The 24,424-nt window shown below is 46.6% G+C and carries 21 protein-coding genes and 1 pseudogene; 17 read left to right on the top strand and 5 right to left on the bottom strand.

Features of this window, described 5'->3' with window-relative positions; all coding sequences use genetic code 11:
* Positions 1 to 147: 147 nt before the first annotated feature.
* The 4 genes from tpx to AC0VYQ_RS11430 all read left to right on the top strand — a co-directional run bounded on the left by tpx (position 148) and on the right by AC0VYQ_RS11430 (position 4,219).
* Positions 148 to 645 carry a thiol peroxidase gene (gene tpx, locus AC0VYQ_RS11445; protein ID WP_475404754.1) on the top strand — a complete coding sequence of 166 codons (498 nt, stop codon included), beginning with the start codon at positions 148 to 150 and terminating at the stop codon, positions 643 to 645.
* Between the two features lie 103 nt (positions 646 to 748).
* Complete coding sequence (locus AC0VYQ_RS11440; protein WP_088837620.1) at positions 749 to 1,657, top strand: class I SAM-dependent methyltransferase; 909 nt, start codon at positions 749 to 751, stop codon at positions 1,655 to 1,657.
* A gap of 122 nt (positions 1,658 to 1,779) precedes the next feature.
* Entirely contained in the window at positions 1,780 to 2,991 is a 1,212-nt protein-coding gene (locus tag AC0VYQ_RS11435) for an acetate kinase (RefSeq protein ID WP_475403590.1), read from the top strand.
* A 622-nt stretch (positions 2,992 to 3,613) separates the two neighbouring features.
* Positions 3,614 to 4,219, top strand: a complete 606-nt coding sequence (locus tag AC0VYQ_RS11430; protein WP_029331158.1) for a 3D domain-containing protein — start codon at positions 3,614 to 3,616, stop codon at positions 4,217 to 4,219.
* 90 nt (positions 4,220 to 4,309) lie between these two features.
* Here AC0VYQ_RS11430 and AC0VYQ_RS11425 read toward each other — a convergent pair whose 3' ends face one another.
* Positions 4,310 to 4,747, bottom strand: coding sequence for a universal stress protein (locus AC0VYQ_RS11425; RefSeq protein ID WP_088837618.1), 438 nt, complete (start codon positions 4,745 to 4,747; stop codon positions 4,310 to 4,312).
* Positions 4,748 to 4,899: 152 nt separating this feature from the next.
* Here AC0VYQ_RS11425 and AC0VYQ_RS11420 point away from each other — a divergent pair, with 152 nt between their 5' ends.
* Positions 4,900 to 5,625 (top strand): SDR family oxidoreductase, encoded by a 726-nt coding sequence (locus AC0VYQ_RS11420; RefSeq protein ID WP_088837617.1) that lies wholly within the window; start codon positions 4,900 to 4,902, stop codon positions 5,623 to 5,625.
* 58 nt (positions 5,626 to 5,683) lie between these two features.
* Here the strand turns inward: AC0VYQ_RS11420 and AC0VYQ_RS11415 are convergent, their stop codons facing one another.
* Positions 5,684 to 6,787 carry a M24 family metallopeptidase gene (locus tag AC0VYQ_RS11415; protein ID WP_475403589.1) on the bottom strand — a complete coding sequence of 368 codons (1,104 nt, stop codon included), beginning with the start codon at positions 6,785 to 6,787 and terminating at the stop codon, positions 5,684 to 5,686.
* Between the two features lie 153 nt (positions 6,788 to 6,940).
* On the opposite strand from AC0VYQ_RS11415, the gene AC0VYQ_RS11410 reads away from it, so the two are divergent.
* Entirely contained in the window at positions 6,941 to 8,251 is a 1,311-nt protein-coding gene (locus AC0VYQ_RS11410; protein ID WP_029331154.1) for a DRTGG domain-containing protein, read from the top strand.
* Positions 8,252 to 8,322: 71 nt separating this feature from the next.
* On the opposite strand, the pseudogene tnpB reads toward AC0VYQ_RS11410, so the two are convergent.
* Both tnpB and AC0VYQ_RS11400 read right to left on the bottom strand, forming a co-directional pair.
* Positions 8,323 to 9,491 (bottom strand): annotated as a pseudogene (gene tnpB, locus AC0VYQ_RS11405) (IS200/IS605 family element RNA-guided endonuclease TnpB).
* A 156-nt stretch (positions 9,492 to 9,647) separates the two neighbouring features.
* Positions 9,648 to 9,956, bottom strand: a complete 309-nt coding sequence (locus AC0VYQ_RS11400) for a YtpI family protein (RefSeq protein ID WP_088837614.1) — start codon at positions 9,954 to 9,956, stop codon at positions 9,648 to 9,650.
* Positions 9,957 to 10,023: 67 nt separating this feature from the next.
* Between AC0VYQ_RS11400 and AC0VYQ_RS11395 the strand changes: the two genes are divergently transcribed.
* On the top strand, positions 10,024 to 10,962 hold the full coding sequence (locus AC0VYQ_RS11395) for a DHH family phosphoesterase (RefSeq protein ID WP_475403588.1): 939 nt from the start codon (positions 10,024 to 10,026) through the stop codon (positions 10,960 to 10,962).
* A 58-nt stretch (positions 10,963 to 11,020) separates the two neighbouring features.
* Here AC0VYQ_RS11395 and AC0VYQ_RS11390 read toward each other — a convergent pair whose 3' ends face one another.
* Positions 11,021 to 11,215: a YtzJ family protein gene (locus AC0VYQ_RS11390; protein ID WP_088837612.1), complete on the bottom strand. Its 195-nt coding sequence runs from the start codon at positions 11,213 to 11,215 to the stop codon at positions 11,021 to 11,023.
* Positions 11,216 to 11,378: 163 nt separating this feature from the next.
* Here AC0VYQ_RS11390 and dnaE point away from each other — a divergent pair, with 163 nt between their 5' ends.
* From dnaE to mdh, 10 genes are all read left to right on the top strand, one after another.
* Positions 11,379 to 14,549: a DNA polymerase III subunit alpha gene (dnaE, locus tag AC0VYQ_RS11385; RefSeq protein ID WP_475403587.1), complete on the top strand. Its 3,171-nt coding sequence runs from the start codon at positions 11,379 to 11,381 to the stop codon at positions 14,547 to 14,549.
* Between the two features lie 101 nt (positions 14,550 to 14,650).
* Positions 14,651 to 15,169, top strand: a complete 519-nt coding sequence (locus AC0VYQ_RS11380; protein WP_029331149.1) for a FadR/GntR family transcriptional regulator — start codon at positions 14,651 to 14,653, stop codon at positions 15,167 to 15,169.
* A gap of 21 nt (positions 15,170 to 15,190) precedes the next feature.
* Positions 15,191 to 16,051: an acetyl-CoA carboxylase, carboxyltransferase subunit beta gene (accD, locus tag AC0VYQ_RS11375; protein ID WP_088837609.1), complete on the top strand. Its 861-nt coding sequence runs from the start codon at positions 15,191 to 15,193 to the stop codon at positions 16,049 to 16,051.
* The gene (gene accA, locus AC0VYQ_RS11370; protein WP_475403586.1) at positions 16,038 to 16,973 is read left to right on the top strand and encodes an acetyl-CoA carboxylase carboxyl transferase subunit alpha; all 936 of its coding nucleotides are present in this window, start codon (positions 16,038 to 16,040) and stop codon (positions 16,971 to 16,973) included. The genes accD and accA overlap by 14 nt, the downstream gene beginning before the upstream one ends.
* A 147-nt stretch (positions 16,974 to 17,120) precedes the next feature.
* Entirely contained in the window at positions 17,121 to 18,089 is a 969-nt protein-coding gene (pfkA, locus tag AC0VYQ_RS11365; protein ID WP_088837608.1) for a 6-phosphofructokinase, read from the top strand.
* Between the two features lie 85 nt (positions 18,090 to 18,174).
* Positions 18,175 to 19,923: a pyruvate kinase gene (gene pyk, locus AC0VYQ_RS11360; RefSeq protein ID WP_475403585.1), complete on the top strand. Its 1,749-nt coding sequence runs from the start codon at positions 18,175 to 18,177 to the stop codon at positions 19,921 to 19,923.
* 57 nt (positions 19,924 to 19,980) lie between these two features.
* Positions 19,981 to 20,451, top strand: coding sequence for a DUF441 domain-containing protein (locus AC0VYQ_RS11355; protein WP_029331144.1), 471 nt, complete (start codon positions 19,981 to 19,983; stop codon positions 20,449 to 20,451).
* Positions 20,452 to 20,665: 214 nt separating this feature from the next.
* Entirely contained in the window at positions 20,666 to 21,778 is a 1,113-nt protein-coding gene (citZ, locus tag AC0VYQ_RS11350; protein ID WP_475403584.1) for a citrate synthase, read from the top strand.
* A 66-nt stretch (positions 21,779 to 21,844) separates the two neighbouring features.
* A complete protein-coding gene (gene icd, locus AC0VYQ_RS11345) occupies positions 21,845 to 23,119 on the top strand; it encodes an NADP-dependent isocitrate dehydrogenase (protein WP_214807234.1) in 1,275 nt (424 codons plus the stop codon).
* A gap of 26 nt (positions 23,120 to 23,145) precedes the next feature.
* Complete coding sequence (gene mdh, locus AC0VYQ_RS11340; RefSeq protein ID WP_475403583.1) at positions 23,146 to 24,078, top strand: malate dehydrogenase; 933 nt, start codon at positions 23,146 to 23,148, stop codon at positions 24,076 to 24,078.
* Positions 24,079 to 24,424: the final 346 nt, after the last annotated feature.

Here is a 24,424-nt window from a genome sequence, read left to right as displayed (position 1 = left end):
CGTTTCATGTACTCTTTCATTATAACTGTTTTTTCAGAAATCGGGAACCGATAGCTAGGAAGTTCGTCAGAAAGCTTGCGTTATAAGGCGAACATTCCTATAGTAAGATTGGAAATGCATTTGAAAGACAACATGGGGAAATGGGGAATACACATGGCAACGTTTAAAGGAAATGATATTACATTACTTGGTACACAAGTTGAAGTCGGACAACAGGCACCAGACTTCGAGGTACTCGCTAACGATCTTTCGCCGGTTTCGCGCGATACATACAAAGGAATTCGTATGATTAGCGTCGTTCCATCGATCGATACGGGCGTCTGTGACGCTCAAACACGTAAGTTCAATGAAGAAGCAGCACAAATCGATGGCCTGACAGTGTTGACAATCTCAAACGACCTTCCGTTCGCACAACGTCGCTGGTGTGCCGCAAGCGGGCTTGATAATGTCGTAACATTATCGGATCACCGTGATTTATCGTTTGGGCATAGCTATGGCGTCGCGATTGAAGAACTTCGTTTGTTAGCTCGTTCGGTATTCGTTATTGATTCAGCAAATCAAGTCGTCTATGTCGAATATATGCCAGAATCGACAGACGAAGTGAATTTTGATGCGGCGATTGCTGCAGCAAAAGCTGCGAAGTAAGAATAGTTTACAAACGACGTAAAACAGATACAATGGATGTAATGAGAAGAACGGCTCCCAGGAAATATGGGGGGCCGTTTCGTTTTGAAAGGATGAACTGACGATGGAAGCATTAGAAAAATTATATAAGGAACTAACGCAACAAACGAGAAAATTAGAACGCGACCTTGATATGCCCTATTTAGAGGCGCTGACGGAGGTCATTGATCGCTTAAATGACCGCCATACTGAAAAAGTCGATCCGGAAGTCATTCGGAAAGCTGTTTCGCTTGCTGTTCTCGAAGGAATGAAACAGGCACAACCGAATCATTTGCCGACACCGGACAGCGTTGCATTGTTTGCAGGTTATTTAATCGGGAAACTAATCAAGAAGGACGACGCTCGGTTACTTGATCTTGGTAGTGGAACAGGTGGGATGCTTCATGCCGTCATGAGTCAACTTCCGACGGGGACGGCAGCAGAAGCAGTCGAAGTCGATGAAACGTTAGTCCGGTTATCGGCTTCAATCACGGAATTACTCAATTACCCCGTCACTTACACGCATCAAGATGCACTCCGTCCTCTATTGTTAGATCCGGTCGATCTCGCGATGGCAGACTTGCCGATTGGTTACTATCCGGACGAAGAAGTATCAAAAGAATATGTGTTAAAACGAGAAGAAGGAATGAGTTACAGCCACTTTCTTTTGATTGAACAGGCGATGAATTATGTTAAACCAGGCGGATTCGGTGTCTTTGTCATCCCGAATGGATTATTTGAGCACGATACGGAAGGGAAATTGAAGCAGTATTTTGAGACGAAGGCACATGTCGTCGGCATCTTGCAACTGCCATTAACCATGTTCAAGCAAGAACAGGCAGCAAAAAGTTATTTAATCGTCCGAAATCACCTAGCGGGAATGACGATGCCAAAACAAGCATTACTTGCTGAACTCCCGTCATTCACCGATGCACGTGCATTTGGTGGAATGGTGAAACAGATTGATGAATGGATTAATACAGAATTAAAATGAAAAGTGAAAAGTAATTGAATTCTATTGTTAATTTGACTATCCTAATGTAAGACAGAAAAAATAGAACACCCACACAGATGTGAATGTCTACTGATTTTGAATGGAAAAGGGGAAAATAGATCATGGCAAAAATTATGGCGGTAAATGCTGGTAGTTCGTCGCTTAAGTTCCAACTACTTGAGATGCCGAGTGAAACGTTAGTAGCAATCGGTTTAGTAGAGCGTGTCGGGAAAGACGATGCAATCTTTACGATTAAATATGGTGAAGGACAAAAGTTTACAGATGTTCTTCCACTTGAAACACACAAAGAAGCAGTTGAATTTTCACTCGAAAAATTGATGGAGTTTGGCATCATCTCGTCTTACGATGAAATCAAAGGCGTTGGTCACCGCGTCCTTCATGGTAAAGAAAAATATTCGGATGCTGTCGTGATTACAGAAAACGTCATCAAAGATATCGATTCCTATACAGAGCTCGGTCCACTTCATATTCAGCCGAACTTAATCGGAATTCGTGCGTTCCAAGCAATCTTACCGGAAGTAGCGCAAGTAGCTGTTTTTGATACGGCCTTCCACCAAACGATGCCAGAAGAAAACTTCCTTTACAGCCTCCCGTACGAATACTATACGGAATACGGCATTCGGAAATATGGCTTCCACGGTACGAGCCACAAATATGTTACGGAACGTGCATCTGAGTTGCTCGGACGTCCGCTTAAAGATCTTCGTTTGATTTCTTGTCACCTCGGTAGTGGGGCATCGATTGCTGCAGTCGCTGGCGGTGAGTCACTCGATACGACGATGGGCTTCACGCCACTTGAAGGAATTACGATGGGAACACGTTCTGGTTCGCTTGACCCGGCCTTGATTCCGTTCCTGATGGAGAAAACAGGGAAGTCGGCAGAAGACGTCTTGAACGTCATGAACAAAGAATCAGGAATCTACGGATTATCTGGTCTTTCAAGTGACTTACGTGATGTTGAATCAGCAGCAACGGAAGGAAACCACCGTTCTGAAATGGCACTTCGTATTTTCGCGAACCGGATTCATGGATACATCGGACAATATGCTGCAGAGATGAACGGCGTCGATGCCATCATCTTCACGGCAGGTGTCGGTGAAAACTCTGACTCGATTCGTGAGCGTGTTCTCCGTGGACTCGAGTTCATGGGCGTCTACTGGGATCCATCGCTTAACAACGGAGCGCGTGGAGAAGAACTCTTCATCAACTACCCGCACTCACCAGTCAAAGTCATCATCATTCCAACGAATGAAGAATTGATGATTGCACGTGATACAGTTCGTGTCGGTGGATTGATTGAACAAAATGCGTAAGTACTAACATGCAGAAGGCCGGACGTCATGTCCGGTCTTCTGACTGTAGACAACGTGCTATCGGGAGATCAAGCGTCTTTTTTCGTTGCTTTCCTCGGGCGAGGCGCAAGCCGTTGCTCCTTGGATCCTAGCGGACAACGAGCAGGGTCTTGCCTGTCTCTGAAAGTGCGTTAAACACGCACTTTTTCCCGTAGGAGTCAACGAAACGTGACGCTTTTTAGGGAATACCATGACGGAAATCCAGTCATGCAGACACTTTAGAGCGCAATCCGTCTCGATATCGCATGTTCACGTTTCATAAGAGTTTATCTACACGAAGGCCGGACATCATGTCCGGTCTTTTTTTGTATTGATAAAGCTAAAACAATGATTTTTTTAACGAGAACTTTTGTTCTTGTTTTTTAGTTATGTTACAGTCTTTGTCATATAACGTTCTGAAACCTGTCTTCATTTCAAAAATAAGTCGTAAATAAGGTTTGAAAACATAAATATGAGCCTTTTGTAACATAATAGTAATAGTAACGACATTTTTTTGTGGTCTATATGTAACGGCACTGCCCCTTTTTGTCATGTATATTAATCTCAGTTAACAAATCGGGAACAATTATGGAGGAGAGATTACATGATGAAACGAATACTCGCTAGTGTTTTAGCAATGTTGTTAGCACTCAGTTCGTTTGCAGGTCTTCAAGCAGAAGCTGCTACTAAAAAGAATGTTAAATCGTCGGTCAATAGCCTAGTTGTTCGTCAAAAAGCAACCACGTCATCGAAAAAATTAGGTCTTCTTTATAAAAATCAAACTTTACCGTACAAAGCAAAAACAGGTAACTGGTACAAAGTAAGCTACAAAGGAAAAACAGCATACTTAAGCGCACGTTATTCAAAGGTCGTCAAGAGCTCGTCTTCTAAAAAACAATCTTCAAGCGGTTGGAAAACACTAACAAACGTCAGTGCGACAGCTTACACGCCGTACGATCCAGGCAGCGGCAACTTGACAGCGATTGGTTGGAACATCAAGAGTTCGAAGAAAAAAGTCGTAGCGGTCGACCCGCGTGTCATCCCGCTTCGTTCGACGGTCAAAGTGTATTATAAAGGGAAATTAAAAGGTACGTACACTGCAGCGGATACAGGTGGAGCCATCAAGGGGAAAAAACTTGATATCTTGTACTACTCGCGCTCAGAAGCATTCAGCTGGGGACGTCGTAACGTCACCGTTAAATTTAAATAAGCACATCTATCCATCGGGCATCGGCTCGATGGATTTTTTTACGAAAAAAAGCACCCTCGTGAGAAGGTGCGGAGAAAATAATGAATTCAATTACAGACGGACGATCAAAACATCACATTTGGCGTAACGTGTGATGCTTTCAGAGACACTACCGATGAAGAAACGTTCGACGGCATTCAGACCGGTCGCACCACAAATGATTAAATCGACATCATGATTTGGAGCGAGTTTCTTCGCGATCGTGACTTTCGGTGAACCGTACTCGATTGCGACTTCGACATCTTTGACTCCACGTTCTTGCGCCGTTTTGACATATTCGTCTAATAATTCTTTTGCATAAGACTCGGCACGCTCTGTGATTGTGCGGTCATATGCTTCGACAGTCGCGAACGTCCGTGTATCGATGACATGGGCGATGACTAACTTGGCGTCATTTCGAAGTGAGACGTCGATTGCGGTCTCAAATGCACGTTCTGCTTCTTTTGATCCGTCAACTGCTACTAGTACGTTATGATATACGATTGCCATGATGAATCCATCCCTTCGTATTCGGCTGATACTACGTCCTTATTATACCATTCCCACAAATGGAAAGTGTTGAACATTGTTAGAGTTCTAAAAATTGTTCTTCAAACGTGAACATCGTAAGATAGAACAAGGTGAAAGGGGGCGATGCCAAGATGAGGCACGCGTTGATTACAGCAGGAACGAAAGGGCTTGGAGAAATGGTGACACGCCGTCTGTTAGACGAAGGATGGTATGTGACAGCATTGCACCGATCGAAGCCGGAGTTTGAACATGAACGTCTTTATCCAATTCAAGCAGATGTGACGAAACAAACCGAATTGCTTAAAGCAGTAGATGAAGCGATGGAAAAGCATGGGCGGATTGATGCATTGATACTTAATGCGGGACCGTATATTTTTGAACGGAAATCACTCGTCGATTATTCAGACGAAGAGTGGGACGAAGTCGTCGCAGGGAATTTGACGGCGAGCTTTTGGTTACTACGGAAAGTGATTCCAATCATGCGGGAGCAACGCTATGGACGTGTCATCACATATGGTTTTCCGGAAAGTGCGACAGCACCAGGATGGATTTATCGAGCTGCTTTCGCTGCTGCGAAGAGTGGGATGGTCAGCTTAACGAAAAGTGTTGCGTTAGAAGAGGCGGAGTACGGGATTACGGCGAATATGGTCAATCCCGGAAACATCGTCGGAGACAACAAGACGAAGTGGATTGATGAAGCAGTCGCAGACGATCAAACGCCTGTCGGCCGGACCGGTGTCGGGGGCGATATCGCCCGCGCCATTTCATTTTTACTTGCAGAAGACGCGAGTCTGATTACGGGTGCGATTCTCGATGTGACAGGTGGCGTCAACGTCGTTCATCAGTCGCGAAAATAAAAAAGGTTATCTCATCCGAAGAATTCAGTCGGTTGAGATAACCTTTTTTAGTAGATGTTTAGTTGGCTTCGATTGATTGTAAGTGTTTCGGATAGCGCGTCAATGCTTCTGGACCGTCTGCTGTTAAATGAATGTCGTCTTCGATTCGAACGCCACCAACGTCAGGGACGTAGATGCCAGGCTCAAGTGTATAGACGATACCAGGCTCAGCTGTCAGAAGATTATTCGATGCAAGTGACGGGAATTCATGGACGTCGATTCCAAGACCGTGACCAACGCGGTGCGTGAAGTATTCGCCATAACCAGCCTGGTCGATGACGTTCCGTGCCGCTTCGTCAAGTGTACCGAGTGTGATGCCGACACGACTCGCATCTGTCGCTGCTTCAAGCGCGGTTAAAACAGTTTGATACATTTTTTCCTGTTCCGCACTCGGAGTTCCAAAAACGAACGTCCGTGTAATATCAGAGCAGTACCCTTTCCAAACGACACCGAGGTCGAACAAAACGAAATCGCCCTCTTTAATGACGCGGTCGCCAGGGACACCGTGCGGATCAGCGCTGTTTGCACCGAATAAGACGAGTGTATCAAAAGACATTTCGCGGACGCCTTTTTTCTTCATCTCGAATTCGATTTGTGCGATGACTTCGATTTCAGTCACGCCGGGGCGAATTGCATTTTTCCCGATTTCGATTGCTTCGTCTGCGAGTTGAGCGGCTTCGCGCAAAATCGTGATTTCTTCTGAATCTTTTAGGAGGCGCAATGCTTGGAGCTTATCTCCGATATCGAGAATTGCCGCATTTTCCAAACGAGACTCAAGCTCTTTGAAACGGCTGAACGTCATGTGTTCCCCTTCAATCCCGAGTCGGTTGTTTGAGACGGCGAACGAGCCGAGCAATTGCGCGATTTTGTCGAATGGATTTTCATGATCGGCATAAGTGACGACTTCACCATCCCATGGACTTGCTGCTACGATACTTGCTTCGAGTGCTGGGCAGAAGAGTGCTCGTTTTCCATTCGCGTCAACGATGACGGCCATGACACGCTCGTGTGGTTCAGCGTAGACACCAGAAAAATAGAATACACCGGCTTTTGAAGTAATCAAGGCGACATCGATGCCTGATTCTTTTAATACTTGGCTGATTTGATTCGTACGTTCTAACATCTTATTCCCACCTCTCTAATAGTCACTTTTCAGTATAACATCCTTGCTTTTGGAAAACATTTCTCGCAAATCGGACTAGTACACTTTTCATTCTTTCGAGTAGTACAGTATAATGACAGAAGAGTAGAATATAGGAAAAAGAAGGGATACAGCATGCCTACGAAACACGAACAGATCATCCGGCACATTGAAGATCTCGATGTTGGCGCAAAAATATCCGTCCGGCAGATTGCGAAAGATTTAACGGTATCAGAAGGTACGGCATACCGTGCGATTAAAGAAGCCGAAAATCTAGGCTTTGTTTCGACGATTGAACGGGTCGGGACGATTCGCATTAAGAAAAAACAGAAAGAAAATATTGAAAAACTGACGTTTGCAGAAGTTGTCAACATCGTTGACGGACAAGTTCTCGGCGGACGGAACGGTCTACACAAGACGTTAACGAAATTCGTTATCGGTGCGATGAAGTTAGAGGCGATGATGCGATACATCGACGTCGATAGTCTCGTTATCATCGGTAACCGAGAGAAGGCGCATGAACTGGTTCTCGAGGCGGGAGCGGCTGTCTTAATCACAGGCGGTTTCGATACGACGGAAGATGCGAAGCGCTTGGCAGATGAAATGGAACTTCCGATCATTTCGACGTCGTACGATACGTTTACGGTTGCGACGATGATTAACCGGGCGATTTACGATCGCCTGATCAAAAAGGAGATTTTGCTCGTTTCCGATATTTTGATTCCGTTGCATGATACCTTTTATTTACAGACAAACGACCCGATTTCAAGATGGCATGAATTGAACGAACAGACGAAACACAATCGGTATCCTGTCATCGATGAGCAGATGAAGGTCGTCGGCGTTGTCACGGCGAAAGACATCATTGACCGACCGCATGATTGGCCGGTTGAAAAAGTCATGACCCGCCATCCGATCACGGTCGGTATTCGGACGAGCGTGACGAACTCGGCGCACCAGATGGTTTGGGAAGGGATCGAAATGTTGCCGGTCATCGACCAGTATGGCAGGTTGCTAGGCATCATCAGTCGGCAAGATGTCTTGAAGGCGCTCCAACTCGCAAATCGTCAGCCGCAAGTCGGCGAAACGTTTGATGATTTGATTACAGGGCAAATCAAGACGGCCGAAGATGACCGGGGACAGTATTTGTCGCTTGAAGTCTCACCGCAGATGACGAATTTCATGGGGACGGCGTCGAGTGGCGTCTTGACGACGCTGCTCGTCGAGGGTGCGACACGGATGTTGCGGCATATGAAGAAGGGTGATCTCGTCATCGAAAATGTCAGCATCTATTTCATCAAGCCAGTTCAGATTGAGAGTACGATTACGATTCGGGCGAATGTATTTGATGTTGGCCGGAAGTTCGGTAAAGTCGACGTCGAGATGTACCAAGGAACCCAAATTGTTGCGAAGGCACTTGTGACTTCACAACTGATCGATCGTTGAACTACCTCCACCTAGGCTTCGCTTAGAGGTGGAGGATTCCTGAGTGATCCGACCTAACGGTCGAAAATTGATCAGGCTAACCCCGTCGTCCCGACGGTTGAAGAAGCTAAGAGGCGTTCAGCTTCTTGTTTGAGGTTCAGTCCTGCGTTCACATCGCGGTCGTGGTGGATGCCGCAACTCGGGCATGTCCATTCACGCAAGCCAAGATGTTTCACGTCTTTGTGTTGATGTCCGCAACCGGAGCACAGTTGAGTAGAGGCGAAGGTCTTGCCGACTTTCACGACGGTCTTCCCGTACCATTCCGCCTTGTATCCGAGCATGCGGAAGAACTCCGACCAACTGACCTCGGAGATGGACTTGCTCAACTTGCGATTCTTCTGCATGTTCTTCACCTGCAAGGTCTCGATGCCGATGACGTCGTGGTTTTTGACGATCTCGGTCGATACCTTGTGCAGGAAGTCGGTTCGCTTGTTGGCGATCTTCTCGTGGATGCGGGCGACCTTCCGCTTCTGCTTCTGATAGTTCTTCGCCTCGGAAAGTTTTCCGTTCTTGTCCAAGGCCAACCGTTGACGACGAGAAAGCTTGCGTTGCTCGCGAGCGAGCTTCTTCTCAAGCGAACGGAAGTAACGGTCGTTCTTGTACACCGTGCCGTCCGACAGGATGGCGAAGTGCTTCAATCCGACATCGACGCCGACGGATGAGCCCGTCTTCGGCATTTCGTTGCTCTCCTGCTCGACGAGCAGGGAGACGAAGTATTTTCCTGAAGCGTTACGTCGGATCGTGGCGCTCAAGATGCGTCCGACAACCTGCCTCGAGTTGGCGAAACGCACCCACTTCAGCTTTGGAATTTTGATCTTGGCGCCGACGATCGAGACTTCGGGAAGTTGAGACTTGCCTTGAATGTTCGTCTTGTACGATTGAACGGGATTGCGCTTTGACTTGAAGCGGGGTCGTTCTGCTTCTTGAAGAAGCGGTCAAAGGCATCGGCAAGATGCTTGACGCTCGTCTGCACAGACGTGCTATCGACTTCTTTCAACCAGTCGAACGCCTGCTTCAACGACGGGAGTTCTTTCGAACAAGACCCGTAGGACAGTCCTTTACCTGTCGCTTTATACGTCTCATCCCACTTCGCCAAAAAGTGGTTGAAGACGAAGCGCGAACAACCGATCGTCTTCGCAATCAGGATTTCCTGTTCTTTTGTCGGGTAGATTCTGAATTTGTAGGCCTTGTGTGTCAACATGATGTTCACCTCCTTACAACGGATATAGCCGAAAGAGAGGGTGGCGATTCATCTCCCACTTTCACTCGGGCTTCACCAGGATCGTTTAGAAGTGGGCGTATTCTCGCCTGAATTTGATAAATGACCAAATAAAAAAGACGGAGGATCCGTCTTTTTTTACGATTGTTCCATTTCGCGAACAACATAAGGATAGATTTTTCGATAACGAATGAAACCTGCGATGAATGAGGCGAGACCAACTGCGATTAAAATCGAGCAGACGATTTTACCCGTCAACGTCGTCAATCCGTCGCCAGACAGAAATTGATTGGCTGCGAACAAGATGACGAATAGGCTGAGCCAAATGCTTGCTTGGGTGTTAAATAAAAATTTCCGATTCGTACTCTTCGTATGGAATGCACGACGCTTAGCGAGTAAATAGCCTCCTAGCGACAAGACGATTAACAAGATTAGAACGAATTGCATGGGGATGACCTTCCTTTCTTTTTCGTATCTGTTTGTATCATATCAATATTTAGAGGAGCTGTGCACTGTGAAAGAACAAATCAGACAATTGATTGAAGACGCATCGACGATTATTATTCATCGGCATGAACGACCGGATCCGGATGCGCTTGGAAGCCAGTTCGGGTTACGTGAAGTCTTGCAGCAACAATTTCCGGAGAAAAAAATCTACGCCGTCGGTGAGATGGCAGACTCCCTATCGTTCATGGGGAAGCTCGACGCAGTGGAACCGAAAATGTATGAAGAAGCACTCGTCGTCATTTTAGATACGGCGAATGAAGCACGAATCGACGGTCATGTTGCGATGACAGGGCGTCACGTCGTTAAGATTGATCATCACCCGGACGAAGATGCTTATGCAAAAGTCCAACTCGTCGATCCGACCATCAGTTCGACATCGGAATTACTTGTCCATCTGTTGAATGACTGGGGATATCCTATCCCGGCGGCAGCGGCGATTCAATTTTATGCAGGAATCGTCGGGGATACAGGACGCTTCCAATTTAGAGGGACGACGAGCAAAACGTTTGCCGTCGCAGCACAACTGCTTGATCTCGAAATCGATACAGACTGGCTCTATCGAAACATGTATCAAACGGAACTCGTTGCACTTCATTTGCAAGGATATGTCTTGCAACATATCCAGTTGACGGATGCAGGCGTCGGTTATGTCGTCTTGACGCAAGAGACGTTAAAACGTTTCGATGCGACGGTCGAACAAGCTTCATTGCTCGTCAATAGTTTTGCCGGCCTTAAAGGAATGAAGAGTTGGGCGTTATTCCTCGAGACGGAAAAAGAGGTCCGCGTGCGTATTCGTTCAAAAGGACCCGTCATCAATGAAGTAGCGAAGGAGTTCCGGGGCGGTGGACATCCGATGGCGTCCGGCGCGACAATCGATCACTTGTCAGAAGTGGATCAAGTCGTCGCCCGTCTCGACGCAGTCGCACGAGACTTCCGCTTCGAATGAAAAGAGGCTGCTCGCTATCATCCAGATTCGGATACATAGCGGACAGCCTTTTGTGGTCTCAGTGCGTCGTTGTCTCTTCTTGCGGAATAAACCAAATTCCGCGTTCTGTATGGTCTTCGATGACATTGAGTTCTAACTCTTTAACAGACTTCCGAATGCGTTCGGCGATTTCTTCTGTTTCAGTAAAGGCAGTGACACCGAGTTTGAGTTGCTCGACTTTTTCACGGGCAATCTGGCTACGATTTAAAATCATCAGAAACACTCCTTCCTTCCGCGTCATGATATTTCTATACTTATTGTATCGAATATTGAGTAAGAAGGCGATAGTCAGGAGTCGCTAGATATGAATGTTCTGAAAACTTTTACCATGCAAAAACTTATAATGGATGAAAGAAGTAGAAAAGGAGGGAGGAAATATGATGCAATTGAACGTACGAACGGCCTACAGCCCATTGCAGAGTATGATTCGTCTATCACCGTATCTCGACGAGTTGAAGCGAAGGGGAGCCTCAACTGCGGCGATTTGCGAGACGACGCTAACGGGGGTTCCGGCGTTCGTTTCTGAATGTCAAAAACGGGATTTGCTTCCGGTCGTCGGTTATGAACAAGACATGAAGGAAATCGATGAATTCAATATTTTATGGTATGCCAAAACAGGTCGGGGATTACAGATGTTATACCGATTAGCCAGTGGACAGGAAACAGAGGAGTGCAGCGAATTAATCGCAATCCTTGAGCCGAAACGTCAAGCGACAGAAGATGAAACGCGACTTCGGCGTCAAGTCGTGAATTGGATGGGGTATGCCAAAAATGCGACGGTCTATTTAGGTGTGAAAATGGCGCGCTCGACTGTCGAACGGGACAGCAGGGAGCGTTACCGGGTAGTTGCCCAAGAGTTAGGACTGGAAACCATCCCGATCGATCCTGTCCGCTACTTGCGTCGTGACGACGCAGATGCCTACCAAGCACTCCGGGCGATTGACGAAGGGACACCGTTTCAAGAACAAAAAGTGAATCGACAAGCACATCTCAAGTCGGATGAAGAATTACGCGAACATTTTACCGAGCACGAACAACGTCTCTTGAAACAGTGGGCGCAGACGCAAGAAACACTTACATTACCGAAACAGTCGAGACCGTTGCCACGTGTCGCGGATGACTCAATGGGGAAACTACGTCAGCTTGCACGCGACGGATTACTGGCACACGGTCTAGTTGATGAGACTGCGGAGGCGAGACTCCGTTACGAGCTCGACGTCATCGAAACAACTGGATTTGCTGACTACTTTTTAATCGTCGAGGATTTAGTACGGCATGCGAAAGCGGTCGGCATTCGTGTCGGTCCCGGGCGTGGGTCGGCTGCCGGGTCGCTCGTCAGTTATACATTAGGCATTACGACGGTTGATCCGTTGAAATATGGGTTGCTGTTCGAACGTTTCTTAAACCCAGAACGCATCACGATGCCGGATATCGATATCGATATTGAGGACGAACGCCGCGAGGAGCTACTGGATTATCTCGTTGACCGATATGGTCGAAGTCACGTCGGTCAAATCGGGACGTTGTCGACCCTTGGTGCAAAAGCATCGCTTCGAGATGTCGCCCGTGTCCTCGAGTTTTCAAAAGATGAGACGGATGCTGCGGCGAAGCAAATCGCTAAAGAAACGACCTTACAAGGAATCGAACAAAAGCAAACCATCTACCGCTGGTTCTCCGGAAGTGAGAAGCGGCGCCAATTGTTACACCTCGCCCAAGCAATCGAAGGATTGCCAAGACAGCGGTCGATTCATGCAGCCGGTGTCGTCATCGGCTCGGAAGACTTGATTGAGACGACGCCGCTCGATACAGGATCGAGCGAGCGGTTCGTCACCCAATATTTGATGAAAGCACTCGAACAACAAGGTCTCTTGAAAATCGATTTACTAGGACTCAGGAATTTGACGCGTCTTCGACAAATGGAACAGTTGATTCGGCGGGAACGCCCCGATTTTTCGATGGAAGAGCTTCCGGAAGAAGATTCGGCAACCCTACGTTTATTTGCACGAGGGGATACGGATTATATCTTCCAGTTCGAATCGAACGGGATGAAGCAGACGTTACGTGAAGTCAAACCGACCCGTTTTGAAGATTTAGTCGCGACGATGTCACTCTTTCGGCCGGGGCCGATGAAATTCATCGATCTATATGCGAAACGCAAGGCGGGACAACCTTATCAAACGGTTCATCCGATTTTAGCGGAAGTACTGGAGACGACATACGGTGTCATCGTCTATCAAGAGCAAATCATGGAAATCACGCGTCGGGTCGCCGGATTTACACTGGCGCAAGCAGATTTATTACGTCGGGCGATATCGAAAAAAAATAGTGCGTCGGTCGAATCAGAGAAAGTGCGTTTTTTAGAAGGTGCCGTTCAGAATGGTCTTGCGCAAACGACTGCTGAGACACTGTATGATCAAATCGAACGTTTCGCGGGCTATGGTTTTAACCGGAGTCACGCAGTCGCCTATACGAAGATTAGTTATGCGTTAGGTTATATGAAAGCTCACTATCCACAAGTTTTTTCCCTTGTGTCGATCGATCAACCGGAACGACTCGTCCGGGCGATGCGGGACAAGCGTTTGCCTGCCTTACCACCTGATATTTGGATTTCAGACTATCGTTCGACTTTGGAAGGAAAAGGCATCCGACTCGGGATTCAAGTGTTACGTGGAATATCGGAACGCGATTTTAAAGCTTTGAAAGAAGCAGCGAAATCATCGCAGACAATCACGACGTTACTGACGACCGTCGGCTGGGGAAAAAAAGAACGCGCTAAAATCGAATTGTTACTCTATGGTGGAGCATTCGACCGCGCGACACATGGCGACCGCGGCCTGGCAGAACAAGAAGTCCTTGATTACTTTACGATGGCTTCGAATACGTTGTTACCGGACGAATTAGCAAGCCTCGGTAAGCGGGCAACGACAAAGGCCGTCACACGTACTGCGACGGACTGGGCGCGGCTCGAACGTGAAGCACTTGGATTCTGGTTAACCTACTCACCTTTGATGACAGCGATGACACCCCAAGTCGAGACGACGCATTTTCATGATGTTTCAAGCGAGATGGAAGAATCCGTCTATCTTGTGTGTTATATCGAGCAGCTGCGGGAATTTAAGACGAAACGTGCACAATCAATGGGCGTCATGCAAGCCGTTGATGGGTATTCGAACGAAGAGGTCGTCATTTTCCCGAAACAGTACGACATGTATAAACGATCGTTGTATGTCGGAAACGTGTTGTTGATCGAAGTGAAGGTGCAAGACCGGGCAGGTGAACGGCAGTTCGTGTTAGAGCGGTTGCGTCCGCTTGGTCAAGATGTCTTGTTCATCAAGTTACCTTCTAAAAATGAGCTGGCTCCTCTTGAACGTGTACTTGAAATCGCACCGGGTGACATTCCGGTCGTCGTCCGCTATGCTGACACGAACGAAACAAAGACGTTGCCGGGATTATATGCGATTCGTCATGAAGAAGAGCTGTTCGCGCAATTACGGATTCAATTTGGTGAAGCGAACATCATCTTAAAAAATGTCCCCCGATCAAACTAGTAGTAGGTAATAAGATTTGTTATAATAAGGGGTAATTGGTCTGACCAATGCCACCTGATTTTATGTAATGACGGGTACGTCAGAAAGGTGGTGCCGTAAAAATGGAGAAAAAGCGAAACGCTTTTGAAATGAACATCGCGGCAATTAAATTGATGATTGAGCAGGATGGATTAGTTCCGGGAGATCGGATCCCATCTGAACGTGAGTTGGCTGAGCGACTAGCAATCAGCCGACCGTCCGTCAGGGAAGCATTGCGAACGCTTGCTTATCTCGGAATCATTGAGACGAGACATGGTGGAGGAAGCTTTCTTTTAAATCGTGACGACCATACCTATATTCAAATCATTGCCCAATTTTTAGTGACCGGCGACTCGAAATTTGAAGATTTAGCAGGAACACTTCGCTTACTTGAACAATCTGCTATTGCCCAGTTGGACGATTATACGTTTCTGGAAGAACATCTCGATTCAGATACTGCGTTTCGAGAAACGTTGATCAATACGGTGAAAAATGATTTGTTCGAGCGGATTTGGAGACAAGTGAATGCATTTTATCAAAGTTTTGGTCAAGGGGAACTCTATACGCGAGCGGAACGGGAAGCACTCCTGAAACGCTCTTAGGAACTACAAGGGGGAACTAACGTGCAAGCATTTTTTCGAAAACCTAAAAAGTTCGTGACGTTGACGACGAAAGAGCAACGGGTCGACGTCCCAGTCGGACTGATGACGAAATGTCCAAAATGTAAATTAATCCAATATACGAAACAACTTGAAGCCAACTTGCGTGTCTGTACATGTGGATATCACCATCCTTTGACGGCGCAGGAACGTTTTTCGCAACTATTTGATGACGGTAGCATCACATATTTTGATCTTCCGAACGTAAAAGCAGACCCGCTTCAATTTCAAGATTATCCAGAAAAATTGAAGGGGGATCAAGTGCGGACAGGTCTTGAAGAAGCCATCGTCTGTGGTGTCGGTACGGTGGATGGTTATCCACTCGTTGCGTGTGTGATGGATGCTCGCTTTCGGATGGGTTCGATGGGGGCGGCAGTTGGAGCAGCGATTGCAGAAGCAGTCCGGTATGCAACGAAACATCGATTGCCTGTAACGATTTTCTCTGCTTCAGGTGGGGCACGGATGCAAGAAGGCATGGTCAGTTTAATGCAGATGGCGAAGTCAAGTTTATTCCTGAAGCAACATTCGGATGCCGGACTCCTCTACATCTCATGCATGACTCATCCGACGACAGGTGGTGTCTCAGCTAGTTTTGCGATGCTTGGAGATTACAACATTGCAGAGCCGGGCGCATTGATTGGTTTTGCAGGACGACGGATCATCGAACAAACGATTCGAGAAAAATTGCCGGAAGATTTTCAGACGTCGGAATTTCTACTACAAGCGGGTCAACTCGATGATGTCGTATCACGACACGATTTGAAGACCTACTATAAACGAATTCTGATGATGCACGCGGAGGGAACCAATCATGCAACCATTTGATCAACCAGTCATCGCGTTACGCGAGAAAATATTAGAACTTCACGACATGGCGGAAACGCAAGGTCTCGATTTTAAAGAAGAGCTGAATTTGCTCGAAGAACGATTACGTCGATTAGAACTCGATATTTATGGGAATATGAAAGCGTGGAACCGTGTGCAGTTGGCACGTCATCCTGAACGACCGACGACGCTTGATTACGTCGAGCGGATTTGTGACGACTTCATCGAACTTCATGGCGACCGGCATGGATATGATGATGCTGCAATCGTTGGTGGAATCGCGATGCTGAACGGTCGACCTGTAACAATCATCGGCCATCAGCGTGGTAAGGATACGAAGGAAAACATCCGCCGAAACTTTGGAATGCCTCATCCGGAAGGATATCGAAAAGCACTCCGACTCATGCAACAAGCCGTGAAGTTCAACCGTCCAATCATTACGTTCATCGATACGAAAGGGGCTTACCCGGGTCGTGCAGCGGAAGAGCGCGGCCAAAGCGAGGCGATCGCGAAAAATCTCTTTGAAATGGCTGGCATGGAAGTGCCGATCATCTCGATCGTCATTGGCGAAGGCGGTTCTGGTGGAGCGCTTGGTATCGGTGTATGTGATGAACTGTTGATGCTCGAGAACTCAACGTACTCTGTCATATCACCTGAAGGTGCAGCTGCTTTGCTTTGGAAAGATGCAAGTCTTTCAGAACAAGCAGCGGAATCAATGCGAATTACTGCACCCGATTTATTGCGTCTAGGGATTGCGGATGCAATCATTCCTGAAGTCATTGGTGGGGCACATTTAGATGTTTCATTACAGGCGGACAAATTAAAAGTTGTACTAGAACAGAAGCTTGCGTATCTTACACAGTTAACATCAGAACAGCTGATTGAGAAGCGCACAGAAAAATATCACCGGATTGGCACATAAGGGGCATGTAATCGCTATCATGGTTGGGATTCCTTACTTCGTGATAGGCTGAACAAACTGTCGGTTCAAGTTTATGCAATCTGCCCTGTTGTAAAACAAGAAAACAACGTGCTATTTTAGATTCAGATTAATAGAGAGGTGATTAACGTGAGTTTAAAACGGATTGCTGTCTTAACAAGTGGTGGAGATGCACCCGGGATGAATGCTGCGGTGCGTGCTGTTACACGTAAAGCAATTTTTCATGGCCTAGAAGTATTTGGTGTCTACAATGGATATCAAGGTTTAATCAATGGAGATCTCGTCCAATTGAACCTTGGGTCAGTTGGGGACATTATTCAGCGTGGAGGAACGTTCCTTCGTTCAGCTCGCTGTCCTGAGTTCCGCACAGAAGAAGGACGTGCAAAAGCAGTCGTCAACTTGAAGAAATTCGAAATTGACGCACTTGTCGTCGTAGGTGGCGACGGGTCGTACCGTGGTGCTCAAAAACTGACGGGACTTGGTTTCCCGACAATCGGTCTTCCGGGAACGATTGATAATGATATTCCAGGAACGGATTATACGATTGGATTTGATACAGCGCTCAATACAGCGCTCGAAGCAATCGATAAAATCCGGGATACGGCATCTTCGCATGAACGGACATATGTCATCGAAGTCATGGGTCGTGATGCTGGAGATATCGCACTCTATGCTGGATTAGCAGGTGGGGCGGAGTCGATTCTTGTTCCAGAGCGTCCAGAAGATTTAAAAGAAGTCCTCGATCGTATTCAAAGTGGTGTCAATCGTGGTAAAAAACACTCGATCGTCATCGTCGCTGAAGGTGCAGGTCGGGCGCAAGATGTTGGGGATCAAATCGCGAAAGAAACAGGGCTTGATACACGCGTTACCGTGTTAGGTCATGTTCAACGTGGAGGAGCGCCAACAGCTGCTGACCGCGTACTTGCGAGCCGGATGGGCGCTTACGCAATCGACATTTTACTTGAAGGTAAACAGGGACGTGTTGTTGGCGTTCGGGGTGGTAAAATGATGGATCTTGATATTGACGAAGCATTAGATGAAAACAAACATGTACTCGATCTTGATATCTTAGAATTGTCGAAACAACTCTCAATCTAATATATCTTTAATACTCGAGGTTATTTTGGTTAGGTTTATTGGCACTGTTGACAAACGGCCAAACATTGTAGGAGGTTTATGGAATATGCGCAGAACTAAAATTGTATGTACGATTGGACCGGCGTCAGAAAAACGTCTTCCAGAAATGATTGAAGCAGGAATGAACGTCGCTCGTTTGAACTTCTCACACGGTGACTATGAAGAACACGGCGCACGAATCACGGATATCCGTCGCGCAGCTGAAGAAGCAAACAAATTAGTAACAATCCTTTTAGATACAAAAGGTCCTGAAATCCGGACGCATACGTTTGAAGAAGGAAAAGCGCTTCTCGTCCGTGGCAAACAAGTCATCGTCGTCAGCGGTGATGCAAATGAAATCGTCGGTACAGCAGATAAATTCTCTGTGACATACGACGGTTTGTATGATGATGTCGAAGTCGGTTCGATGATCATGTTAGACGATGGATTAATCGGACTTCGTGTTGCGGAGAAACTTGCGAACCGTGAACTTCTTTGTGACATCGAAAACGAAGGTATCATCAAAACGAAAAAAGGTGTTAACTTACCGAACGTAAAAGTTAACTTACCTGCTTTGACAGATAAAGATATCGCAGACATCGAGTTCGGAATCAAAAGTGACATCGATTTAATCGCTGCTTCATTCGTCCGTCGTGCGTCTGACGTTGTGGCGATTCGTCAATTACTTGAAAAACACAACGCGAGCCACATCAAAATCTTCCCGAAAATCGAAAACCAAGAAGGTTTCGACAACATCGAAGAAATCATCGCGATTTCAGACGGTTTGATGGTTGCACGTGGTGATCTTGGAATCGAGATTCCGACTGAAGAAGTAACACCAGCTCAAAAAGACCTCATCAAAATTTGTAATCACTATGGTAAACCAGTCATCACAGCAACACAGATGCTTGATTCGATGCAACGTTTCCCACGTCCGACACGTGCTGAAGCATCAGACGTCGCGAATGCGATTCTTGATGGAACGGATGCAATCATGCTTTCAGGCGAAACAGCAGCAGGGGATTACCCGATCGAGTCTGTTCAAATGATGCATACGATTGCGAAGCGGACAGAAAAAATGCTCGACTACAAAAAATTATTGAAAGATCGTCAAACGCGTAGTGAGCACACGGTGACGGATGCAATCGCTCAAGCGGTTACGCATACATCAATCAACTTGGACGCAAAAGCAATCTTGACGCCGACACAATCAGGCTACACGGCATCACGGATTTCAAAATACCGTCCAGAGGCGAACATCGTTGCGGTCACACCAAGCGCGCGTGTTGCGCGTCAGTTGAATATCGTCTGGGGTGTGTACCCAATCGTCGTTGATCATCTCTCGGACAACACGGATGATATGTTGACACTTGCTGCCGATACAGCAAAAGATGCTGGATTCGTCACAGACGGTGACCTCGTCGTCATCTCTGCGGGGATCCCTGCTCTGACTGCCGGTACAACGAACATGTTGAAAATTCATATCGTTGGTAAAGAAATCGCGAACGGTCGCGGAATCGGCGAACGTGGTGTCGTTGGCGAAGTCGTCATCGCGCACACAGCTGAAGAAGCAAACGCGAAAGCAAAAAAAGGTATGATTCTTGTTACGAACTCAACAGATCGTGACATGATGCCTGCAATCGAGTTATCAGCTGCAATGATCACAGTAGATGGCGGATTGACAAGCCATGCTGGTATCGTAGGTCCTTCACTCGGCAAACCAGTCATCGTCGGTGTTGAAAATGCTTTGACAATCTTTACAGATGGTCAAATGATTTCAATCGATCCATTGACAGGGAAATTGTACAACGCATAATCAATGAAACGGATATGGCGAAAGCCATGTCCGTTTTTTCGAAACATGGGGGTCGTCATGGAAGCCTATCTCTTTTTAATTGGTCTCGTTTTAATCGGAGTCATTGCGCAAAATAAGTCACTCATCATCGCAGCTGCCTTCTTGTTAATCGTCAAAGCGATTGGATTAGATAGTCGCCTCTTCCCATCGTTGCAGGCGAAGGGGATCACCTGGGGAGTGACATTGATCACGGCTGCAATTCTCGTGCCGATTGCGGCAGGGGACATTGGGTTTAAGGAATTGTTAAACAGCATCCGGGGTCATATCGGAATCATTTCATTTTTAGCGGGAATATTCGTCGCAATCGTTGCTGCACACGGGGTCGGTTTGATGAAGGAAGATCCACTCGTCACAACGGCACTGCTTGCCGGAACAATTCTTGCGGTCGGTTTATTCAGAGGTGTTCCCGTAGGTCCATTGATAGGAGCAGGAATCGCTGCACTCGTCATTGGAATGTGGGATGTTATATCAAAAGCATTTAGTGGCTAAGTGACTTAAATGAACGCAAACGAATTAATTTTTTGATAATAGTATGCAAGTTCGTTCACTTTTTGGTTAATTTTGTTTATACTAAGGACAGAAACAAGATGGTCTATTCAAGAACAAGCGATTCAGCAAGGGGATTTCTTGAGTAGACGTCTTTTTTTCAATACGGAAATGAAAGCGTTTTAAATTTCTGGGGGAAAAAAAGGGGGATTTTTACATGACTCAAACAAAAGGGTTAGAAGGAATCGTCGCGACAGCATCGAAGATTAGTTCGATTATCGATGGTCAGTTGACGTATGGTGGTTATACAATTGATGATTTGGCGGAGCACGCCTCATTTGAAGAAGTCGTCTTCTTACTTTGGAATGATCGTTTGCCAAAAGAAGATGAGTTAAAGCAACTTTCAGAAGCTTTAATTACTGAAGCAGAAGTTGCACCGGCTGTACTTGAGACGTTAAAAGTAGCTCCGAAAACAGCGAATGCGATGGCAGCCATCCGAACTGCTTTATCACAGCTTGCATTGTATGATGAGTCTGCTGAAGATATGTCGACAGAGGCGAACTACGCTAAAGCCATCAAACTCCAAGCACAAATCGCGACGCTCGTAACGGCGTACGCGCGTATCAAGAAGGGGCACGATCCGATTGCACCAAAATCCGGTCTTTCGTACGCTGCGAACTTCCTGTATATGTTGACAGGTGAAGAGCCGACGGAAGTTGCTGAAAAAGCATTCAACCAAGCGCTTGTGCTTCACGCCGATCATGAGTTGAACGCCTCGACGTTCACAGCACGTGTTTGTGTCGCGACACTTTCTGATGTCTATTCAGGTGTGACGGCAGCAATGGGTGCACTCAAAGGTCCACTTCATGGTGGAGCGAACGAAGCGGTCATGAAAATGTTGACTGAAATTGATTCGGTTGAAAAGGTTGGCGAGTATGTTCATAATAAACTTAAGAACAAGGAAAAAATCATGGGCTTCGGTCACCGTGTTTATAAAGATGGTGATCCACGCGCGAAGCACCTTCAAGAGATGAGCCGTCAATTGACTGCTCAAATCGGGGAGCCGAAATGGTATGAGATGTCAGTTAAGGTTGACGAAATCGTCCAGTCGGAAAAAGGATTGAAACCAAATGTTGATTTCTATTCTGCTTCTACGTACCATGCACTTGGTCTTGAAACAGAATTGTTTACACCAATCTTTGCTGTTAGTCGGATGTCAGGTTGGTTAGCGCACATTTTAGAGCAATATAGTGACAATCGCCTCATTCGCCCACGCGCAGATTATATTGGTGAAACGCACCGGACATACGTGTCTATGAACGAACGTTAAGCGACGGAGAGGAGCAATCCTCTCCTGCTTTTTGACGTTAACTATTATTCAAGGGGGATTTTACACATGGCTACAATTCAAGGCGAAAACATCACGGTAACAAACGGGACATTGCACGTACCTAACGCTCCAATCATTCCTTTCATCATCGGTGATGGCACTGGACCTGATATCTGGAATGCCGCAGTTCGCGTATTTGACGCTGCAGTCGAAAAAGCATACAACGGCGAAAAGAAAATTGAATGGAAAGAAGTCTATGCAGGCGAAAAAGCATTCAATAAAACAGGTAGCTGGCTTCCTGAAGAAACGCTTGACCTAATCCGCGAGCACATCATCGCAATCAAAGGACCACTCACGACACCAGTCGGTGGTGGAATTCGTTCACTGAACGTTGCCCTTCGTCAAGAACTCGACTTGTACACATGTCTCCGTCCGGTACGTTATTTCACTGGTGTTCCGTCACCTGTTAAACGTCCTGAAGATACTGATATGGTCATCTTCCGTGAAAACACAGAAGACATCTACGCAGGAATCGAATATGCAGAAGGTAGCGAAGGTGCACAAAAATTACTTAACTTCCTCCAAACAGAAATGGGTGTCAACAAAATTCGCTTCCCAGAAACATCGGGTCTCGGAATTAAACCGATTTCAAAAGAAGGTACAGAACGCCTCGTCCGTGCTGCAATCGAATATGCACTCGAAAACAAACGTGCTTCATTGACGCTCGTTCATAAAGGAAACATCATGAAGTTCACAGAAGGTGCTTTCAAAAACTGGGGATACGAGCTTGCTGAGCGTGAATACGCAGAGCATGTCTTCACATGGAACCAGTATGACCGCATCAAAGAAGAAGAAGGTGCTGACGCAGCAAACAAAGCGCAATCTGAAGCTGAAGCTGCTGGCAAATTGATCGTCAAAGATTCAATTGCAGATATCTTCTTACAACAAATTCTCACGCGTCCAAAAGAGTTTGATGTCGTTGCGACAATGAACTTAAACGGAGACTACATTTCAGATGCACTTGCAGCACAAGTCGGTGGAATCGGAATTGCTCCTGGAGCAAACATCAACTACTTGACTGGACATGCAATCTTTGAAGCAACGCACGGTACTGCACCGAAGTATGCTGGTCTTGATAAAGTAAACCCATCTTCTGTCATTCTTTCAGGAGAAATGATGTTCCGTCACCTTGGCTGGAACGAAGCGGCTGATTTAATCATCAAGTCGATGGAAACATCAATCGAAGAAAAAGTGGTCACATATGACTTCGCACGTCTCATGGATGGCGCGACAGAAGTGAAATGTTCTGAATTCGCGGATGAACTCATCAAAAACATGTAATCTCGGATTAGAGGGGGTATGGGAAGATGAACAAGCGGAAGAAAATTTCAGTCATCGGTAGTGGATTTACGGGAGCGACGACAGCACTTTATCTTGCTCAAAAAGAGCTTGGAGATATCGTACTCGTCGATATGCCGCAACTGGAAGATCCGACAAAAGGCAAAGCACTTGATTTACAGGAAACGGCTCCGATTCAAGGATTTGATTCATGGATTCAAGGAACGTCTGACTACAAGGACATCAGTGACTCAGATATCGTCATCATCACGGCGGGTATCGCCCGGAAACCGGGAATGAGTCGGGAAGACTTAGTCAGCACGAATGCAACTGTCATGAAATCGGTGACAAAAGAAATCGTTCAGCATGCACCGGAATCGATCATCATCGTCTTGACGAATCCGGTTGATGCGATGACGTATACGGTCTTTCAGGAGTCAGGATTTCCGAAAGAGCGGGTCATCGGTCAATCGGGTGTGCTCGATACGGCACGGTTCCGGACGTTCATCGCCATGGAGTTGAATGTTTCCGTCAAGGACGTCTCAGGATTTGTTCTCGGCGGACACGGAGACGACATGGTACCGTTACTTCGCTATTCACAAGCAGGCGGTATTCCGGTCGAGAAACTCATTTCTGCCGACCGCCTCGCGGCAATCGTTGAACGGACACGTAAAGGTGGCGGAGAAATCGTTCAGTTACTTGGTAACGGCTCTGCCTACTATGCGCCAGCAGCTGCCATCGTTGAGATGGTAGAGGCAATCCTAAAAGATCAGCGACGGATTTTACCAGCCATCGCGTATCTTGAAGGAGAGTATGGCTATCACGATCTATACTTTGGGGTTCCGACGATCATCGGTGGGAATGGTCTCGAACAGATTATCGAGCTTGAATTGACAGAAGACGAACAACAATCGCTTGACCGTTCGGCGGAGACCGTTCGATCTGTCCTGACGATTTTATGAATGTGAAATTACAACACCACGCCTTTCTAGACAGTCTTGACTGTTTCAGGAAGGCGTGGTGTTTGCGTTAAAAAAAGTTTGTTCTTTCGTTTGTGAAAGCCTTGTGTACCAGGTGAAGGTGATCACGAGGAGGAAGGTAAGGAATTCATTTAAATATCCGATGCTCAGTAAGTATCCTTGGTGTTTGATTAAAAAATACTGGCGATTCTCAAAAGAAGAACAGTCTTTTCCATCTTTCGAAAAGATGAGGTTCCGGACTTCTTTTGCTGTCCAAGTATGTCGACAATACGTACAACGTGCCATATAGCTCACCTCTTTTTGTTCTACACGTCAATCGTTAGCAAAA

The sequence above is a fragment of the Exiguobacterium sp. QJM3NY_9 genome (assembly GCF_056173545.1).
Note: the sequence above shows the minus strand (reverse complement) of the source record. Positions and strands in the feature narration are given on the sequence as shown.

Coding starts and splice junctions, on each gene's coding strand:
- mdh (WP_475403583.1), top strand. CDS start 23,146: ATGAACAAGCGGAAGAAAATTTCAGTCATCGGTAGTGGATTTACGGGA.
- AC0VYQ_RS11380 (WP_029331149.1), top strand. CDS start 14,651: ATGGAGAAAAAGCGAAACGCTTTTGAAATGAACATCGCGGCAATTAAA.
- citZ (WP_475403584.1), top strand. CDS start 20,666: ATGACTCAAACAAAAGGGTTAGAAGGAATCGTCGCGACAGCATCGAAG.
- AC0VYQ_RS11355 (WP_029331144.1), top strand. CDS start 19,981: ATGGAAGCCTATCTCTTTTTAATTGGTCTCGTTTTAATCGGAGTCATT.
- accA (WP_475403586.1), top strand. CDS start 16,038: ATGCAACCATTTGATCAACCAGTCATCGCGTTACGCGAGAAAATATTA.
- AC0VYQ_RS11400 (WP_088837614.1), bottom strand. CDS start 9,956: ATGCAATTCGTTCTAATCTTGTTAATCGTCTTGTCGCTAGGAGGCTAT.
- icd (WP_214807234.1), top strand. CDS start 21,845: ATGGCTACAATTCAAGGCGAAAACATCACGGTAACAAACGGGACATTG.
- AC0VYQ_RS11410 (WP_029331154.1), top strand. CDS start 6,941: ATGCCTACGAAACACGAACAGATCATCCGGCACATTGAAGATCTCGAT.
- AC0VYQ_RS11440 (WP_088837620.1), top strand. CDS start 749: ATGGAAGCATTAGAAAAATTATATAAGGAACTAACGCAACAAACGAGA.
- pyk (WP_475403585.1), top strand. CDS start 18,175: ATGCGCAGAACTAAAATTGTATGTACGATTGGACCGGCGTCAGAAAAA.
- AC0VYQ_RS11425 (WP_088837618.1), bottom strand. CDS start 4,747: ATGGCAATCGTATATCATAACGTACTAGTAGCAGTTGACGGATCAAAA.
- dnaE (WP_475403587.1), top strand. CDS start 11,379: ATGATGCAATTGAACGTACGAACGGCCTACAGCCCATTGCAGAGTATG.
- AC0VYQ_RS11435 (WP_475403590.1), top strand. CDS start 1,780: ATGGCAAAAATTATGGCGGTAAATGCTGGTAGTTCGTCGCTTAAGTTC.
- AC0VYQ_RS11420 (WP_088837617.1), top strand. CDS start 4,900: ATGAGGCACGCGTTGATTACAGCAGGAACGAAAGGGCTTGGAGAAATG.
- AC0VYQ_RS11390 (WP_088837612.1), bottom strand. CDS start 11,215: ATGATTTTAAATCGTAGCCAGATTGCCCGTGAAAAAGTCGAGCAACTC.
- AC0VYQ_RS11430 (WP_029331158.1), top strand. CDS start 3,614: ATGATGAAACGAATACTCGCTAGTGTTTTAGCAATGTTGTTAGCACTC.
- AC0VYQ_RS11415 (WP_475403589.1), bottom strand. CDS start 6,787: ATGTTAGAACGTACGAATCAAATCAGCCAAGTATTAAAAGAATCAGGC.